A 17,598-nucleotide genomic window follows, 5' to 3' on the forward strand; every position below is an offset into this window, starting at 1 on the left:
CTTTAATCATAAGAATTACATAAATCTCACAAAAGAGCCACCCATTGGGTGGCTCTTTTATTTTAAAAAAGATAACTTTGTTAAAAATTGAATAGTAATGTATTTCTCGCTCATAATACCGGTTTACAACAGGCCAGATGAAATAGAAGAGCTTTTACAAACCCTTGTTAAACAAGATTACACAAAGGCTTATGAGGTGGTGGTTGTAGAAGACGGCTCATCTATACCGTGTACAGAAGTGGTATCGGCTTTTAAAGACCGTTTAAATATTTCGTATTATTTTAAGCCAAACAGTGGTCCCGGAGATTCCCGTAACTACGGTATGAAAGTAGCAAAGGGTGGTTATTTCCTTATCCTTGATTCTGATTGTTTGTTACCGGTACATTATCTTTCTAGTATAGAAGCAACCCTACAGCAGAAGTATGTTGATTGTTTTGGAGGTGCCGATGCTGCCCTGGATAGTTTTAGCGACGTACAGAAAGCTATAAACTTTGCCATGACCTCTGCACTTACCACGGGTGGTATTCGAGGAAAGTCAGAGAAAATAGGCAAATTTCAGCCGCGTAGTTTTAATATGGGAATTAGCAAAAAAGCGTTTGAAGCATCAGGAGGTTTTGGAAACATACACCCTGGCGAAGATCCGGATTTATCTATACGCTTGTGGAAACTCGGTTTTGAAACTGCGTTATTTGCCAACTCTTACGTGTATCATAAAAGACGAATAGACTGGGAAAAATTTAAAAAACAGGTTTCTAAATTTGGTAAAGCAAGGCCAATTCTTGATAAGTGGCATCCGCAATACAAAAAAGTGACATTCCTGTTTCCTACTTTATTTATACTGGGGTTATTCCTGTCTGTGTTTTTGGTACTTTTCGGAATTAAATTTATGCTGTTACTTTACGTTGTCTATTTTGCAATAATATGGTTAACGGCAGTTTCTCAAAATAACTTTAAGGTAGGCTCACTGGCTGTTGTGGCTGTATTCATGCAGTTTTATGGTTATGGCATGGGCTATCTGGAATCTTTTGTAAAAATTCACTTGCTGCGCATGGAGCCTAAAGCAGCGTTCCCCGAACTTTTCTTTAAATAATGACAAAAATTATAGGACTTACCGGCGGTATAGGTAGTGGTAAAACTACAGTTGCAGAAATGTTTCGTGCGTTGGGTGTACCGGTTTATTATGCCGATGACGAGGCGAAGAGTATTCTTTTCACTCCGCAAGTTGCGCAGCTTGTAAAAGAAACATTAGGAGAATCGGTGTTTACCGATGGTATTCCCGATAGGGCTAAAATTGCCTCGGTTGTTTTCTCTGATCCGCAAAAACTTGCACAACTTAACGCTATAATACATCCGCGCGTTGCAGAACATTTTAAACAATGGACACTAGAGCATTCTACGGCTCCGTTTGTAATTAAAGAAGCCGCCATACTGTTTGAAAGTGGTGCCAGCAAACAATGCGATGCGGTTATATTAGTTACTGCTCCGGTAGAAACACGTATAGCGCGCGTAATGGCGCGCGATGGTGTAACAAGAGAGATGGTGCTTAAACGTATGGCAAATCAGTGGACCGATGAGCAGAAAATGGGGTTAAGTAAGTATATTATTACCAATATTGATACTGAAGATACCAAAAAGCAGGTGCTCGCAACGTTTAATTTTCTGAATATAATTGAAAATTAGAACCCTCTGTTAATGTTTGGTTAATGGATATTAGTCTTAAATGTTAAAATGTTAGTTTTGTATCGATGAAGAAAGCCCGTTTTAGATTGTTGGTATTTTTTATGAGCCTTTCGCTTTTAGGCATAATACTTGTACAGTTATATTGGGTTAACAGTTCTCTTAAAAATAACGAAGAACAGTTTAAGTATCATATACAACAGGTGCTAAGCCATGTGGCCGGGCAACTGGAAGATGCTGAAACAGATGAGTTTTATAAAGTATACCGCAAGTATAAAGACAGTACAGGTACTGCACCTTCTAAGGCAGATCTTGTAAAGTTATATGATAGCCAGGAAGCAGGTGCCGGTAATAAACAAATCATATTTGCGGGCGGGTTAGCCTCGGGTTACGAAGATGATGTGCTCTTTGAAAGAGAAAATGAAAAAGACGCTGTAGAAGCGTACCTGAGAAAAAAAACAAGCCGACTTTCTCATGTTACGTCAGACCGTGCAGAGGTAGACGATGCAGACCGTCTGCTTGCCTTTAAAATAGAAGGTTTTATAAAAGACTTTAGAGATAATAAGGGCATAGAAAGCTGGCTTACTAATGATAGGCTGAGACGGATAATATTCAGGCAGCTGGAACAAAACGGGGTAAAAACACCGTTTGAATTCCGGGTTCTGTACAACGGAATGCCCACACGCATACATTCTAACAGTGTTAGTAGCATTAATGAAATGTACGACCATAAGCTGTTTGAAGACCGCGATGGCTACACAAAGTATGTACTTGTAGTAAGCTTCCCACAAAAGGAGCGCTACCTGTTGTCATCGGTTATGGGTATGGCGTCGTTGTCTATGGTTTTTACACTGATTATAGTAATTGCGTATTTAAGTGCCATAAACCAGGTTATAAAGCAGAAAAATATATCTGAAATAAAAACCGATTTTATTAATAACATGACGCACGAGTTTAAAACGCCCATAGCTACTATAAACTTAGCGCTTGATGCAATAAAGAACCCGAAGATATTTGATGATAAGCAGCGGGTGCAGTATTACTTGCAAATGATACGCGAGGAGAACAAACGGATGCACTCTCAGGTAGAAAACGTACTACAGATATCTAAGCTTGATAAAAACGAGCTGGATATACCTAAAGAGGCTGCAGATGTAAACGATATACTTGAGGAAGCAATAGAGCATGTTAATCTTATTGTAGAGGACAGGGAAGGGGTGTTAAATACTCATTTTGAAGCGAAGAGGACAACAACACTTTTAAACCCGGTACATTTTACCAATGTAATTGTTAATATTTTAGACAATGCTATCAAATATTCTCCGGAAAGACCCGTTATAGATGTGTATACGGAGAATGTTAAAGATTTTATCCTGATTAAAATTAAGGATCAGGGGCAGGGAATGACCAAAGCGGTACAGAAACTTATTTTTGAGAAGTTTTACCGTGAACATACAGGCGACCTTCATGATGTTAAAGGACATGGATTAGGGCTTGCCTACGTAAAAAGAATAGTAGAAGACCATAATGGCCTTATATATGTAGAAAGTGAAAAGGGGAAGGGCAGTACCTTTATCATTAAGATGCCACTAATAAATTAAAAAATATGGAAGAAGTAAACAAAAAAATTCTTTTAGTGGAAGACGATCCTAACTTTGGAGCCGTGCTAAAAGACTATCTGTTAATCAATGATTTTGACGTAACCCTTGCCAAAAACGGTATGGAGGGTTTCGAGAAATTTAAAAAAGATAATTTTGACCTTTGCATACTTGACGTAATGATGCCGTACAAAGACGGTTATACATTGGCAAGAGAAATAAGGGAAAAAAACAAAGAGGTGCCTATCATTTTCCTTACAGCAAAGTCCATGAAAGAAGACGTGCTTAAAGGTTACAAAGTAGGAGCAGACGACTATCTTAACAAGCCGTTTGACTCTGAGGTGCTTCTTATGAAAATTAAGGCAATCCTACAAAGGAAATCAAGCGACAGTAAAACGGATAACTCTAAAAATGAGTTCCAGATTGGTAAATTCCACCTGAACTCTAAACTGCGTTTCCTTACGTTTGAAAACGAGGAGCCTATAAAGCTTTCGCCGAAAGAAAACGAGCTGCTTAAAATGCTTGCTCTACACGAAAATGACCTTATGCCACGTGAACTTGCGCTAACTAAAATATGGAGAGATGACAACTATTTTACATCTCGAAGCATGGACGTTTACATTGCAAAACTACGTAAATACCTAAAGCCGGATGAGGAGGTAGAAATCCTTAACATACACGGCGAAGGTTTTAGGCTTGTAGTTAAAAACAAGGTAGCGGCCGAAGACAAATAATAGAATACACACTCTATATATACAACAATCCCCCAGCGATTTATTACATAAACGTTTGGGGGATTTTTATTTTCTGTAATTATCGTTAAGGCCCTTTCCTTCAATGATCAGGGTTTTTATTTTATCAAACCGGGAGTGTTTTGTTTTTTCCTGTTTAGCTTCCGTTATGTATTCACAAAATTCGCGTTGTTTGTATGGTGCCAGGGCCTCAAAAGCATTTCTTAAGATAGCATCGGCTTCAAGGCGTAACTGTAAAAAGTCGGGGATAATCGTTTCTTTTTTTGCCGGCGCAATAGTAAACCCGGCTTCCTCTATAGCTATAGCTTCATTAATATATCTCAATAGCAACCGCTCATCAATTTCGCTTATGGTTGTAAACCGCCATTGGCGTAATCCTTTCGTAGTGCCTTCGTTGGCATTTACCAGCACCTTAGCTTCATCTTTAAGAAACACACCTTTAAAGAACCACACCGCAATATGGTTAGTAAACCCGGCAAGGCCCATTACATTTTTACCGTTGTAAGTATACACAGGCCCTCCCCATTTTGTAGTTTCTACCAAAGGGGTTTTAGCAATAATGGCCTTCAGAAAATCAATTTCTTCAGGCCATTTTGATGATTTATCCCAAACGCGTTTAGGTTTGTCTGCCATTATTCTTTTTCGCCTTTAGCGGTAAGTTCAGCTATTTTTACAATAACCTCTACGGCCTTAACCATGCTTTCTACCGGCACATACTCATACTTCCCATGGAAGTTATGCCCGCCGGCAAAAATGTTAGGGCATGGAAGCCCCATGTATGATAGCTGGCTGCCATCAGTTCCGCCACGTATAGGTTTAATGATAGGCTTTATTCCCACTTTTTTCATAGCCTTTTCGGCAATCTTCACAATATGGAAAACAGGCTCTACCTTTTCGCGCATGTTATAGTACTGGTCTTTAATTTCCAGTACGGCAATATCATCGCCAAATTGCTTTTTAAACTTACGGTTTATTTTATCCACTATTTTTTTAAGTAGCTTTTTACGTTTTTTAAAACGACGTGCGTCATGGTCGCGTATAATCAGCTGCACGGTAGTTTCTTCTATGCTTCCCGAAATACCCGTAACGTGGAAAAACCCTTCGTAGCCTTTTGTTTGCTCAGGCACTTCGTTTTTAGGGAGTGTACTAATAAATCCGTTTGCAATAAGCATAGAGTTTATCATTTTACCCTTAGCATAACCCGGGTGCACGCTTTTTCCTTTAAAAGTAACCTTGGCACCGGCGGCATTAAAGTTTTCATATTCAAGTTCGCCTATCTGGCTACCGTCCATGGTGTACGCCCAGTCGGCACCAAACTTCTCTACGTCAAATTTGTGAGCGCCACGGCCTATTTCTTCATCGGGTGTAAAGCCAATACGGATTTTTCCGTGCTTAATTTCCGGGTGCTGAATAAGGTATTCCATTGCGGTTATAATCTCGGTAATACCGGCCTTGTCATCTGCGCCCAGCAGTGTGGTACCATCTGTAGTAATAAGGGTTTGCCCTTTGTACTGTAGTAAGTCTTTAAAATACTTTGGCGAAAGCACTATGTTTTTTTCGGCGTTAAGCACAATATCGCCGCCATTGTAATTTGGTACAATTTGCGGCTTTACGTTTGCTCCGGTGAAATCAGGTGTGGTATCAAAATGCGATACAAAGCCTATAACAGGTACATCATGCGCTACATTACTAGGAAGCGTAGCCATTATGTAAGCATTTTCATCTATGGTAACGTCTTCAAGGCCTATGGCTTTAAGTTCATCTACCAGTTTATTGGCCAGGTCCCATTGTTTGGCCGTGCTTGGAGTTGTGTCAGAATTTGGGTCCGATTCAGTATCTACGGTAACGTAGCTAATAAAACGATCAATAATATGTTGCATCATGCTATAATTAGTACGTACAAATTTACAATAAATTTACATTGGAAATTTACAGCCGGTCTATTTCCTGTGTTATGTTTTTACGTGCCTGTGCTTCAAACCGGTCTTTAAAATGCGGGGTTTTAAAAATATGTTCCATTTCTAAAAAATGTTGCAGTGCTTTTTTTCTCCCCGGATTGTAAAGCAGGTCAGGATATATGCTGTATTCTTTACGTACGTTTAAGCAGTATACCTCATATTCTGCCCATGGTTTTCCAAGTATGCTCAGGTCGGCATCAGTAAAAAGATTTATATCATTAACTGAAGAAGAAGCATGGTGCTTCGTTGCCATTATGAGTTCATAACAAAAGCTTGTTTTTACAGTGTCATATCCTATTTCACGCAGGCGGCTTATAGCCATTTTAGAGCTTTTTTCCTCGTTATCTTTTTTTGTGACGCTATATACGGCATCATGATAAAATAGGGCAAAAAGCACCGTGTCCCAATCTGAAATAGTATGCTGAACACATTTCAGTTCGCTGTACATGTTTTCCAGGTGGAAAAGGTTATGATACTGCCTGTTTTTATGGCTGTATGCTAAGGCTATCTCATCCCACATTTTTTTGGCGGTAGCAGCATTAGTATACCGTAATGCTAATTGTATAAATGTTTCAGCTAATGCCATAGGATTAGAAGGTGGAATTTAAGCCGTTCTTTGGGTTCGTGTAAGATAATAAAGTACCAGCAGGTAAAACAGCAGTGCCAGCCCGTGTACTATAATATAAACGTCTTTATTTAAATATAATAACGAGAAAAATAGGTTCGTGGCTATAAAAACAGCAAAGAATATAAACGACATAGTGCGCACGTTTATATTGGTTTGGTACGTGCTAAAGCGGGTTCCAATGCTAAAAAATAACGTGGTAAACAGCAGTACAAAGCTGCCGCCGCAAAGTAATTCTCTAAGGGGCGGGGTGTTAAAACGGTAAAATCCGTAAGAAAGCAGTGGACACATAAGCACTGCTATTATGGTGGTTATATGGTTTATTTTCATATTGTAAATTATATTGAGGGTGGTGGCGGCGGAGGTGGAACTTGCCCAAATACCTCGGTCATGGCGGGATTAGTATTGGCTTGTTCCCACGCGGTCATACCTTGTTTCCAAATGTAGTGCTCTGTGGTAAACTGGCCGTTCAGGGCAAATTCTTTTAGTTGGGCTATGGTATACGGCCCTGATTGCTGACCGTTAATAGCTATAAAATATGTTGTAACCGGTGCAGGCGGGGGCACACTACCTATGCCGCCCATCATGTTGCCCATTTGATTCGCCATTGCGCCCCCCAGTGCCATGCCTGTTATAACGCCTGCAGCGTTAAACCCTCCTGAGCCTCCACCACCGTCTACCTGTCCCATTTCACCCAGGTTTTCTGCGGCAGACCGTAGCACGTTTGTCTGCTGATTTATTTGGTGTACAGCAAAGTTTTTACCTTCAACTCCCATTTCCAGGTCTTTTCGTTGTATGCGGGCTACTTCGGTAATGTTTGTAAGTTCTACCTCAGTTTTAACAGAAGCCATACGGGTTTGTAAATCGGCAGTGGCGCTTTTTAACTGCATGTAGCCTAAGCTGTTTTTATCCAGCTCTATTGCCGTAACATCTACACGCCTCAGGTCTATGGCAAAGTTTTCGGCAAGTTCAGGTTTTATGTGCCCCAGGATATGGTCTGACACTTGTTCCAACATTGTTTCGGCCTGCATTATAGAAACGTTAGACTGCCCAAGCAGGCTAAACACAATGGCTTTCGCCTTTCGGGTATAAAAGTCTTTAACCTTTGCCTGTAATTCCTCCAGGTTAAAACTCTGTAAGCGGTATTGCGCTATAAAGTTTTCTACATTAGTTATGGTAAATGTAAGGGTTCCCCTTACTGCGCAGGGCACGCCAAGGTCTGGGAAGCGTGCATCAAATACATCGAAGTAGGGGATACCAAAACGGATTTGTATATTCTTTTCAAGGTTAAAAAAATATATTTCGGAGAAAAACGGCGATTCGCCACCAAAAAGGCTACCCACCAGGCTGGAAAGCACGGGAAAGTTGGCTGTTTTAATCCCTTCATTTGCCGGGCCGTATATTATGTCTTTTTTCTGATCTGCGCTGTCTCCGGGATAAAAGAATACAGCAGCTTCGCCGGGCTTTACAATAAGCCTGCTGCCGTAGCGTATGGCAAACTCCTTTTTAGAGCTGTTTTCTTCATTTCCGGGTGTCCATTTATGTACCAGATAATCCTGCTCTGTGCAGTTAATCACATCAATAAATCCGCCTTCATTTTTGTTGAAAATATCAAATATGCCCATAGCTCTTATTTATTTTTTATTGCGTCTTCAATATCGTATTTTAAAAGTGTTGCAGTAGATGAACTAACCGCATTAACATATGCACTGGCTTTTTCAAATTCTTTATTTTCTATTAGTTCTGGTATAAGCCCCGAAAGTGCCTTGTCTACCCTGTAGCTACGTTCTTTATCGTAATTGTTATTTCCGTAGTCGCTAGGAAGAAGATTAGCTTTAGTTAGCGCCATTTCGTAATTTTCTGCCTGCATTAAACTATCAATTTCTGTATTTAAAACGTTATAGTACTTGTCTGTTGTTTGTTCTTCTTTAGGGAGTTTAAGATAATATTTAAGGGCTTTTGAGGGTAGTGTGTCTTTTAAAGCTCCATAATACTCTTCAATGTCGTTTTCTGCTGCAGGCGATTTTTTGTCGGTAGCTAAAGATATATCGTATAATTTATATATTCCAAAAATGATTAGGGCACATGCTAACCCTTCCATAAATGAATTAGCTACTGCGGTTAACGTACGCCTGCGCGAAATTAATGCCACCTGTTTATTTATTTCTGAAATAGCAGTTTTTATTTCTGCATTCTTTGAAAATTTCTCTAAACGATCAGTATAATTTTTAATGGTTTTCTCAAAAGAGTTATTGACTTCAGAATAGGGGTTAAACAGAACTTTACTACGTTTTCTGATAAGAAGAACAATTAAATAGAGGCCTCCGGTAATAAAAACAAGGATCCAGTTAAATGCCGGGTACGAACCAGTATCATAGTAGTTTTTATTATTGTTTTTTATAAAAGTATATTCAATTTCTTTAACGATACTGCTTATAGTTTCGCGTTCAGAATAGTTTTTCTTCTCTTTTTCAATATCTAATTCCCATTCTTCTTTAGGTCTTTCAATGTCAGCGTCGCAGCTTGGGCAGGTGTAATCATCTTCATCGAGTAATTCCCCACAACTTGCACACTTATTTATATTAGATATTGCAGGAGATGATTTTCCTGTTTCGTATTGCTTCGCATCTAAAATTACATCAACTTCGTCGGCACTCAAGCCCATCGATATTCCTTTCTCGCGCAGTATCATGCGTTCCCGGTCGGTAATTAAACCGTCAACAAGTGCTAATGATATCAGTTTTTCAAATTCGTTTTTGGTATTCTTGTTTTTCAAGACTAGCGATTATATTAGTTGGATATTATTTTTTAGTAGCGTATTTATCTAAAGCTATAGCCAGCTGCACCTGTCTTTTAGATTGGTATTTATCGTAAGACTCAATTTTTTCGGTCAGTTTCATAGCATCAGAAAATTTTTTATCCGCTGTAAGCTGTGAAATTTTTTCAGTTAAATATGCATCACTTTCTTCATCCTTAAGCGGGGCAATAGCTTTTAAGGCTAAATCTATATTCCCGGTGTTTACTAAACTATCGGTTAGTTTAATAATACTGTCGGATTTTTGTTTTTTTAAAACTTTTTTTGAAAGTTTCGCTTCTGGCTTAGGTGCCTCCTGTTCAATAGGTTTTGCTTTAGATTTATTGGTTACAGCCATATATATACCGTATGCAGGTAAACCAAATACAACAAACCACAACAATGAAACAAAAAAATCTTTTAACCTTTGGAGTTGTACTCTTTTCTTCCAGCCGTTAACTATAGATTTTGCAAGTTGTACGTCGTTACCCACTCCGTTATTTACAACGGATACCATAGTGGCATAAATCTCGGCTTTTGCCTCCCTTATTTGATTATCGGTTTTTTTGCCATCAAAAACAGGCTCTTTTTTAAAAAGTAGCTTAAAAGGGATGTAAAGTCCGCCGCTAAAAATAATATTAAACCATTTAAAAATTTGCCATCCCGATCCCTGTAACTCACTTCTTTGGGCTATCCTAGGCTCGTTAATGGATTTTCTTGTGCAATTAGTATAATATTCAGAATCAGTGATTACATCCTCTCTCCCTGAGGGTTCTTCTTGCGGCTTATTTATTGCATTATTACAGCTTGGACAAAAGATATCTTTTTCAGGATTAATTTTTGCGCCACAGTTAGGGCATTTATTTGTATTTCCTTTTCGTTTGTCGCTATCCTGTTTTGTAGTGTATTGCCGCGCATTTATCATTATTTCCAGCTCACCCTCAGAGATTCCCAGTTTTAGGGCTTTCTTTTTAAGTACTTCCAGTTCTTTTGGGGTAATAAAACCGTCTGTAAAGGCTGCTTCAAACAACTTTTCAAATTCCGGATTCATGCAGATGTATATTTAAGATTGGTTAGTTATAAAAGTGTTTTCAAAATTAGTCATTACAATGAGATTTACAAGCAATGCGAATATTTTATAGTCTTTTACCAAAATGAAAGGCAATTATTTTGAAATTCATATTTTTGCAGGAACAACACAAACTAAAATAATGTACAAATCGCTCATAAGGCCTATTCTTTTTCGGTTCGATCCGGAAAAGATTCATCATTTTACCTTTTCCTCCATTCGCTTTTTAAACAGCATTCCGGGCGTTCCGGCTCTTATACACAGTGCCTATAGTTTAAACGATCCTCGGCTGGAGCGCGAAGTATTCGGCCTAAAATTTAAAAACCCGGTAGGGCTTGCTGCCGGATTAGACAAAGATGCCATAGCCTTTAAAGAGCTTGGTAATATGGGATTTGGCTTTGTGGAGATAGGTACCCTTACCCCTAAGCCACAGGATGGGAATCCTAAAAAAAGGCTGTTTCGCCTGCGCCAAGACAATGCCCTTATTAACCGTATGGGATTTAACAACGGTGGGGTGGCAGCGGCTGCAGAGCGGCTTAAGAAAAACCCGTCGGGCAAAAACCATGTGCTTATAGGAGGGAACATAGGTAAAAATAAGGTTACACCAAATGAAGAGGCGGTTAGTGATTATATACTATGTTTTGATGCCCTCTATGATTATGTAGATTATTTTGTGGTGAATGTAAGTTCGCCTAATACGCCTAACCTGCGTGAGCTTCAGGATAAGGAACCGCTTACAAAGCTGCTTTCTGCATTAATGGAAAAAAATGCTGCCAAGCCAAAACAAAAGCCTATTTTGCTTAAAATAGCGCCGGACTTAACAGACGGGCAGCTACTGGATATAATCGATATTGTAAAAGACACCGGGATTGCCGGGGTTATAGCCACTAATACTACTGTAAGCCGCGAGGGTTTGCAGTCTGAAGCCAAAAACGAAACCGGCGGGCTTAGTGGTAAGCCGCTTACTAAGCGCAGTACAGAGGTAATACGTTTCCTGTCTGAAAAAAGTGGAAAAGCATTTCCTATAATTGGTGTGGGAGGCATACACAGCGCCGATGATGCAATAGAAAAACTGGAAGCCGGCGCCAGCCTAATACAGCTATACACCGGTTTTGTATACGAAGGCCCACAGCTTATTAAAGATATTAACGAGAGGATATTAGATTTATAGCCGCTTAGCCGCTGAACTTTGAAAGTGATTTTAAAGTTCAGCGACCTAAATAATGCTATTTTACACGTTAGAAAACTTTCTAAAAAGCTAAGTAGCTCAGCTGCTAAGTGTCTCAGAAGCTCTAAAGAATGGAAACAGTAAGAATAATAGAGTGTCCGCGCGATGCCATGCAGGGAATAAAACCATTTATCCCTACCAAACTAAAAGTAAACTACATACAGTCGCTACTGCGTGTGGGGTTTGATTCTATTGATTTTGGGAGCTTTGTATCGCCTAAGGCTATTCCGCAAATGCAGGACACCGCAGAGGTGCTTGCAGGTTTAGACCTGTCTGCTACTACAAGTAAACTGCTGGCTATTATAGCCAATACAGTAGGGGCAGAGACTGCGGCGCAACACAAAGAAATACAGTACCTGGGTTTTCCGTTTTCCATATCTGAAAATTTCCAGATGCGTAATACCCATAAAACCATAGCCCAAAGTTTGGTAACACTGCAGGAAATACTGGATATAGCCCACAAAGCCGATAAAGAGGTGGTGGCTTATCTTAGTATGGGCTTTGGTAATCCGTATGGCGACCCGTGGAATGTGGAAATCGTGGGGGAGTGGACACAAAAGCTTGCCGATATGGGCGTTAAAATACTCTCCCTGTCTGATACTATAGGGAGCTCTACCCCAGATGTTATTGATTATTTGTTCCGTAACCTTATACCTGCATTTGCTCATATTGAGTTCGGGGCGCACCTGCACACCACGCCCGAAAAGTGGCATGAAAAAGTAGATGCTGCCTACAAAGCCGGTTGCCGCCGTTTTGATGGTGCCATACAGGGCTTTGGTGGTTGCCCTATGGCTAAAGACGACCTTACGGGTAATATGCCTACCGAAAAACTACTGTCGTACCTTACCGCTGCGAAAGCAAACCACGGACTGAACTCTCTTAGTTTTGAGAGTGCGTATAACGAGGCGAGTAAGGTGTTTTTGGAGTATCATTAAATAATATCGTTTGCGATACGTAAAATATATTTGATTAACCCAAAGCAGCTGCTTAATAGATTTTTATTTATGCAGCTGCTTTTTTGTTCCTTAAAAAAGTGTTATATTTGCACGCAATTTAACTACAAATTGCACCATGAAAGCACACACAACTAAGATCATGGGAGAAGGGTTAACGTATGACGACGTTTTACTCGTTCCTAACTACTCTGAAGTTTTACCCCGCGAAGTAAACATACAATCAAAATTCAGCCGAAACATTGTTATTAATACCCCTGTGGTATCTGCCGCTATGGACACCGTTACCGAGAGCGATATGGCTATTGCCATGGCACGCGAAGGTGGTATAGGTGTACTGCACAAAAACATGACCATAGAGCAGCAGGCGGCACACGTACGTAAGGTAAAGCGTGCGGAAAGCGGATTAATTATAGATCCGGTTACCCTCCCACTTACCGCTACTGTAAAAGATGCCAAAGCCGCGATGCGCGAGTACGGAATAGGCGGTATTCCGGTGGTTGATGATAACGGCACACTGAAAGGTATTGTAACCAACCGCGACCTGCGTTTTGAGAAAAACTTTGCAAGGCCGATTACTGAGGTAATGACCTCTGAAAACCTGGTTACGGCACCAGAGGGTACTACCCTTGATGTAGCCGAGGAAATACTACAGAACCATAAAATTGAAAAACTTCCGGTAGTAGATGTCCACAATAAACTGGTAGGGCTTATTACCTTTAGGGATATCACCCAGGTGAGCAAAAAGCCTGTAGCCAATAAAGATAAATTCGGGCGCCTTCGTGTAGCTGCTGCGCTTGGCGTTACTGCCGATGCTGTTACCCGTGCCGAAGCACTTGTGGCTGCCGGTGTAGACGCGGTGGTTATAGACACGGCACACGGGCACACCCAGGGTGTAGTTACGGTGCTAAAACAGGTTAAAGCCAAATTCCCGGAACTTGACGTAGTGGTGGGTAATATTGCTACTGCCGAAGCGGCGCAGTACCTTGTTGCTGCCGGTGCCGATGCTGTTAAGGTAGGTATAGGCCCAGGCTCTATATGTACAACGCGTGTGGTAGCGGGTGTAGGTTTCCCTCAGTTTAGCGCGGTGCTAGAGGTAGCTGCGGCGATTAAAGGTAGTGGTGTTCCGGTTATTGCCGATGGCGGTATACGTTACACGGGTGATATTCCTAAGGCGCTTGCTGCCGGAGCCGACTGTGTAATGCTGGGCTCGCTGCTTGCCGGTACTAAAGAGTCGCCGGGAGAAACCATCATTTTTGAAGGGCGTAAGTTTAAATCATACCGCGGTATGGGCTCTGTAGAGGCCATGCAGGAGGGTAGTAAAGACCGCTACTTTCAGGATGTGGAAGATGATATTAAAAAGTTGGTTCCCGAAGGTATTGTGGGCCGCGTACCGTACAAAGGCGAACTATTTGAAAGCATGCTTCAGTTTGTAGGCGGGCTACGTGCCGGCATGGGATACTGTGGTGCTAAAGATATTAAAACCCTGCAGGAAACCTCTCGGTTTGTACGCCTTACCTCAAGCGGTATTGCCGAAAGCCACCCACATAATGTTACCATTACTAAAGAGGCTCCTAATTACTCAAGGTAGTTCTCTTGTGAGATATTTAAAAAGACGATGCCCGCTATACAGCGGGCATCGTCTTTTTAAATAATTGGTGTTACTTTAAATCAGTATCGCTTTTTAACATCCAGCCGTATAAGCGGGTAGGCTGTGCATGAAAAGTATCTGTATTACCTTTTTGTGCTTTTGTAGGTTCCATTAGTACAAATAGCCACTCTGTACCATTTTCGTTATATGTGGCAATTGCTTTACCGTTCCATCCCTTGCTGTAAGACTCCATTTTATTTCCGCTTTCGCCAATTATCGGGTGCTCCGCGTTCAAAATATAGCATTCGGGTCTAAGTATTGCTTCGTTTGCCGTAACTTTAAACGGTAGTTCTTTTGCCAGCATTTGCTGTGGTTTCTGAAAGTCGTTAGAGTAGCCAGTTGTTTTTTCTAAAACAAATTTAGGCTCGGATCCAATATAATCAACAATATATTTATACTCAGCCACTTGATACTCAGCACAACATCCGGGGTTAAAAATTATAAATTCTTTTAGCTTGCCGTTTTCCATTTTAGGTTTTTGCAGGATCTGCCGTTGTGTAAACACGTTTTTAAAACCACTTTGTGTATTAAGGAAAAAGTGCACTACGCTACCTTCGCTTATAGAAGGGCCGTAATAAATAACATCTTCAAGCTTATCGGCATTAAAGTCGATAGTATATAACTGCTTTTTTAGTGTTTCGGGAGTGTATTGTGTAGTAAAGCCAGATAGCAATGTGTCAGAAGCTTTAATAAAATTGTTTAGCAACTCCTCGTTACGGTTAATTTCCAGGTGTTTTAGCGCCAAGGTATCTTTTTCTTGTTTTTCTATACCCTGGTACTGTTTGTCTTTTATCCATTTCCAATATTCTTCCAGTTCTATAGAGTCTTTTTCCCTTTTTGAAAGTGCCATGCTAGCGGTGGGGGTATTCTCTTTTTTTGGTTCGGTTTTCTTCGTTTCCTGTTGACAGGAAATCAATGCACAGCTAAACAGGAGCGTGTAAATAATTTTCATTTAAATGGTTTTGTGTTAATTGATGTTGATTGTATATTATCTTTTTATGGTTTCACCACAATACGGACACATATTCCATAGTTTTTCAAGCTGGCTGAAACACTTTGCGCAAATCTCAATTTTTTCGTCTGCTACCTTAGAATTTGTATTTCCTCTAACAGTATATATAGTAGGTATTTCTTTTATAAATCGAGACTCATTGCCTTTTTCTGCAATTAAGAACAATTTATCTTTTGCGCGCGTCACTGCCACATAAAATAGCCTTCTCTCTTCTTCAAGAAGGTCGTCGTGATTTGCAGGTTTTATAATCTGAAATATACGGTCTTCCATCCAAATGTCTGGAAACCCTCCTTTACCATCTTTCAGTCCTACAATGAAAACAACTTTTGCTTCGAGCCCTTTTGCTGCGTGGATGGTTTTGTTTTGAACTTTGATTCCCTGATTTTGTAATTCCTGTCGGTATTCCCAAAACATCTTACTTCTTCGGTACAAGAATAGTATTTCGTCATTCGCAACACCCTCTTCCAGTAATTCTTTAACTTGGGATACACAAAACTTTACGTTGTCATCTGGAGTACTTCCTGAATAAACTACAATTTTATGTTCAGATCGTTTTGAAGACCTTACATCCTTGTCAACCTTAAATTTGTTATGTTTTATAATCTCGTTACTAGCCTCAACAATATTTTGGGTACTTCTGTAGTTCAGGTTGAGTTTTATAGTTTTCGCATTTTCAAAATGATTTTCAAATTCTACTATGTAGCTTACATTAGAACCTCTGAAACCGTAAATACTCTGCCAGTCGTCGCCTACGCAAAATAATTGGGTTTCGTCTTTTATAAGAAGTTTTATAAACTCTACCTGAAGGTTATTTACATCCTGAAATTCGTCAACGAGAACAAATTTAAATTGCTCCCTGTATCTGTTTGCTATATCTGGATGATTTTTAAAGAGGCTAATAGTCGTAGTTATTAAATCATTGAAATCTAAATAGGATTTGTCAACGCAATACGACATGTATGAGTTAGCTAATGGTAGTGCTAATTCATAAAACATCCTGACGCGCTCATGCTGATCTGCCTCAGCTTTCTTTTTTACCTCCTCAATATTCGCATTTTCCACTTTAATCATATCGGTAATACGCATTGCCGATACTATGAAGCTTGTTACATCTGCATGATAATGATTAAATTCTTCGTTGTAAGATAAATGTGCATCGGAATGATAATTTTCTGGAAGCCGGTCTTTAAAGATACTGTCCAGCGTATGATTAAACAGCGAAGAGTCTTTGGTCATTTCTTCATACGTTTTAACCAATAGCAGTTTACCTTTTTTAAATTGCTCCTCTTTCTTGTGCGTAGGATAGCTCTTGTCACTTACGTGCTCAATGTAAACATTAGCTGCCGGAACATAAAAATCTGGTCTGAATGTGAAATCCTTTATGTTTAACTCGGGCTCATATTCATATTTTATACTGTGCCTATAGAACCAATCTGCAATAAATTGTTCTGATTTAGATCGCACTTTGGTACCATCCAAGGCAGTAAAATATTTTCCGTCTTTGTGCGAAAAAACAGGACCGGAATGTTGTAAATGGATTTTATCAATTACATAGTCAAGTATATATCTCTTTAACTTTAGAAGATAGTTTGTGTCGCTACAAAGGTCTATTAATAGCTTTTTAAAAACCTCTAGTGAAGTAATGGGTGCTATATGTTTGAGCAACTCTTCATTGCCCTCGGCTTTTTCATCTCCGATTATTCTAAATTTATTGTCAAACTGTTTTACTCCATGATTTCGAAGGATAGAGTAACAAAAACTATGAAATGTTTTAATAGATAAACTCTCTATCCATTTAAATTTCTTTTGATAAAAATTCCGGGCATTATCTTTATCTGCTTTAGAAACTCTTTTGTTTAAAAGCAGTTTTTCATATTCTCCACTTTCATCTGCTGAAATAATCATTCTATCAATCATTTCATTAGCTGCATTTTTGGTAAATGTTACGGCTAATATTTCTGAAGGGCTAATGTATTTTTCATCAGTGAGATACATTATTTTTTGGAGTAGTGTTTTGGTTTTGCCCGATCCTGCCCCGGCAAGTACCAAAAGCCTTTTTTCATCACTAAGCACAGCTTCTTGCTGGCTTTCATTTAGTGTGCCTAAATTTATCTGTGTCAAGTTTTAAAGAATTTAATTTGTGGGTTGGATTTATTACGGTAAACGTAATATATTTTTTTAAAAGTTGTGCATTCTAGTTTGTTTTAATCTAACCAATAAAATCCTATTTCCCCCGCCCACAAAAAAATCGTACCTTTGATTTACTTTTTTTAAAACAACT

Annotated in this window: 16 protein-coding genes; 7 read left to right on the plus strand and 9 right to left on the minus strand. The window is 39.6% G+C overall.

Going from position 1 to position 17,598, the window contains the following annotated elements; translation table 11 throughout:
* Positions 1–97: 97 nt before the first annotated feature.
* From ACLI08_RS06610 to ACLI08_RS06625, 4 genes are all read left to right on the plus strand, one after another.
* Positions 98–1,090, plus strand: coding sequence for a glycosyltransferase (locus ACLI08_RS06610; RefSeq protein ID WP_411427674.1), 993 nt, complete (start codon positions 98–100; stop codon positions 1,088–1,090).
* On the plus strand, positions 1,090–1,680 hold the full coding sequence (gene coaE, locus ACLI08_RS06615) for a dephospho-CoA kinase (RefSeq protein ID WP_411427675.1): 591 nt from the start codon (positions 1,090–1,092) through the stop codon (positions 1,678–1,680). Before ACLI08_RS06610 ends, coaE begins: the two co-directional genes overlap by 1 nt.
* A gap of 65 nt (positions 1,681–1,745) precedes the next feature.
* The gene (locus ACLI08_RS06620) at positions 1,746–3,278 is read left to right on the plus strand and encodes a sensor histidine kinase (RefSeq protein WP_411427676.1); all 1,533 of its coding nucleotides are present in this window, start codon (positions 1,746–1,748) and stop codon (positions 3,276–3,278) included.
* 5 nt (positions 3,279–3,283) lie between these two features.
* Positions 3,284–4,009 carry a response regulator transcription factor gene (locus ACLI08_RS06625; protein ID WP_411427677.1) on the plus strand — a complete coding sequence of 242 codons (726 nt, stop codon included), beginning with the start codon at positions 3,284–3,286 and terminating at the stop codon, positions 4,007–4,009.
* 66 nt (positions 4,010–4,075) lie between these two features.
* Here ACLI08_RS06625 and ACLI08_RS06630 read toward each other — a convergent pair whose 3' ends face one another.
* The 7 genes from ACLI08_RS06630 to ACLI08_RS06660 are packed head-to-tail and all read right to left on the minus strand — an operon-like array spanning position 4,076 to position 10,455.
* Complete coding sequence (locus tag ACLI08_RS06630) at positions 4,076–4,660, minus strand: YdeI/OmpD-associated family protein (RefSeq protein WP_411427678.1); 585 nt, start codon at positions 4,658–4,660, stop codon at positions 4,076–4,078.
* Entirely contained in the window at positions 4,660–5,907 is a 1,248-nt protein-coding gene (pepT, locus tag ACLI08_RS06635; RefSeq protein ID WP_411428009.1) for a peptidase T, read from the minus strand. Before pepT ends, ACLI08_RS06630 begins: the two co-directional genes overlap by 1 nt.
* A gap of 49 nt (positions 5,908–5,956) precedes the next feature.
* On the minus strand, positions 5,957–6,571 hold the full coding sequence (locus tag ACLI08_RS06640; RefSeq protein ID WP_411427679.1) for a hypothetical protein: 615 nt from the start codon (positions 6,569–6,571) through the stop codon (positions 5,957–5,959).
* 18 nt (positions 6,572–6,589) lie between these two features.
* On the minus strand, positions 6,590–6,940 hold the full coding sequence (locus ACLI08_RS06645; protein ID WP_411427680.1) for a hypothetical protein: 351 nt from the start codon (positions 6,938–6,940) through the stop codon (positions 6,590–6,592).
* Positions 6,941–6,948: 8 nt separating this feature from the next.
* On the minus strand, positions 6,949–8,235 hold the full coding sequence (locus tag ACLI08_RS06650; protein ID WP_411427681.1) for an SPFH domain-containing protein: 1,287 nt from the start codon (positions 8,233–8,235) through the stop codon (positions 6,949–6,951).
* A 5-nt stretch (positions 8,236–8,240) separates the two neighbouring features.
* Positions 8,241–9,386: a hypothetical protein gene (locus ACLI08_RS06655; protein ID WP_411427682.1), complete on the minus strand. Its 1,146-nt coding sequence runs from the start codon at positions 9,384–9,386 to the stop codon at positions 8,241–8,243.
* A gap of 25 nt (positions 9,387–9,411) precedes the next feature.
* The gene (locus ACLI08_RS06660; RefSeq protein WP_411427683.1) at positions 9,412–10,455 is read right to left on the minus strand and encodes a hypothetical protein; all 1,044 of its coding nucleotides are present in this window, start codon (positions 10,453–10,455) and stop codon (positions 9,412–9,414) included.
* A 160-nt stretch (positions 10,456–10,615) separates the two neighbouring features.
* Between ACLI08_RS06660 and ACLI08_RS06665 the strand changes: the two genes are divergently transcribed.
* The 3 genes from ACLI08_RS06665 to guaB all read left to right on the plus strand — a co-directional run bounded on the left by ACLI08_RS06665 (position 10,616) and on the right by guaB (position 14,245).
* Positions 10,616–11,644, plus strand: a complete 1,029-nt coding sequence (locus ACLI08_RS06665) for a quinone-dependent dihydroorotate dehydrogenase (RefSeq protein WP_411427684.1) — start codon at positions 10,616–10,618, stop codon at positions 11,642–11,644.
* Positions 11,645–11,772: 128 nt separating this feature from the next.
* Positions 11,773–12,636 (plus strand): hydroxymethylglutaryl-CoA lyase, encoded by an 864-nt coding sequence (locus ACLI08_RS06670; RefSeq protein WP_411427685.1) that lies wholly within the window; start codon positions 11,773–11,775, stop codon positions 12,634–12,636.
* Between the two features lie 136 nt (positions 12,637–12,772).
* On the plus strand, positions 12,773–14,245 hold the full coding sequence (gene guaB / locus ACLI08_RS06675) for an IMP dehydrogenase (protein ID WP_411427686.1): 1,473 nt from the start codon (positions 12,773–12,775) through the stop codon (positions 14,243–14,245).
* A 70-nt stretch (positions 14,246–14,315) separates the two neighbouring features.
* Here guaB and ACLI08_RS06680 read toward each other — a convergent pair whose 3' ends face one another.
* The gene (locus ACLI08_RS06680) at positions 14,316–15,257 is read right to left on the minus strand and encodes a hypothetical protein (RefSeq protein ID WP_411427687.1); all 942 of its coding nucleotides are present in this window, start codon (positions 15,255–15,257) and stop codon (positions 14,316–14,318) included.
* Between the two features lie 36 nt (positions 15,258–15,293).
* A complete protein-coding gene (locus ACLI08_RS06685) occupies positions 15,294–17,438 on the minus strand; it encodes a UvrD-helicase domain-containing protein (protein ID WP_411427688.1) in 2,145 nt (714 codons plus the stop codon).
* Positions 17,439–17,598 lie beyond the last annotated feature (160 nt).

Origin of the sequence: Flavobacterium sp. RNTU_13, from assembly GCF_046614455.1 — a bacterium.
Lineage (GTDB): Bacteria > Bacteroidota > Bacteroidia > Flavobacteriales > Flavobacteriaceae > Flavobacterium.

Bases quoted from the DNA above. Each gene is read 5' to 3' on its own strand.
- ACLI08_RS06610 (WP_411427674.1), top strand. From the start codon at position 98: ATGTATTTCTCGCTCATAATACCGGTTTACAACAGGCCAGATGAAATA.
- coaE (WP_411427675.1), top strand. From the start codon at position 1,090: ATGACAAAAATTATAGGACTTACCGGCGGTATAGGTAGTGGTAAAACT.
- ACLI08_RS06620 (WP_411427676.1), top strand. From the start codon at position 1,746: ATGAAGAAAGCCCGTTTTAGATTGTTGGTATTTTTTATGAGCCTTTCG.
- ACLI08_RS06625 (WP_411427677.1), top strand. From the start codon at position 3,284: ATGGAAGAAGTAAACAAAAAAATTCTTTTAGTGGAAGACGATCCTAAC.
- ACLI08_RS06630 (WP_411427678.1), bottom strand. From the start codon at position 4,660: ATGGCAGACAAACCTAAACGCGTTTGGGATAAATCATCAAAATGGCCT.
- pepT (WP_411428009.1), bottom strand. From the start codon at position 5,907: ATGCAACATATTATTGATCGTTTTATTAGCTACGTTACCGTAGATACT.
- ACLI08_RS06640 (WP_411427679.1), bottom strand. From the start codon at position 6,571: ATGGCATTAGCTGAAACATTTATACAATTAGCATTACGGTATACTAAT.
- ACLI08_RS06645 (WP_411427680.1), bottom strand. From the start codon at position 6,940: ATGAAAATAAACCATATAACCACCATAATAGCAGTGCTTATGTGTCCA.
- ACLI08_RS06650 (WP_411427681.1), bottom strand. From the start codon at position 8,235: ATGGGCATATTTGATATTTTCAACAAAAATGAAGGCGGATTTATTGAT.
- ACLI08_RS06660 (WP_411427683.1), bottom strand. From the start codon at position 10,455: ATGAATCCGGAATTTGAAAAGTTGTTTGAAGCAGCCTTTACAGACGGT.
- ACLI08_RS06665 (WP_411427684.1), top strand. From the start codon at position 10,616: ATGTACAAATCGCTCATAAGGCCTATTCTTTTTCGGTTCGATCCGGAA.
- ACLI08_RS06670 (WP_411427685.1), top strand. From the start codon at position 11,773: ATGGAAACAGTAAGAATAATAGAGTGTCCGCGCGATGCCATGCAGGGA.
- guaB (WP_411427686.1), top strand. From the start codon at position 12,773: ATGAAAGCACACACAACTAAGATCATGGGAGAAGGGTTAACGTATGAC.
- ACLI08_RS06680 (WP_411427687.1), bottom strand. From the start codon at position 15,257: ATGAAAATTATTTACACGCTCCTGTTTAGCTGTGCATTGATTTCCTGT.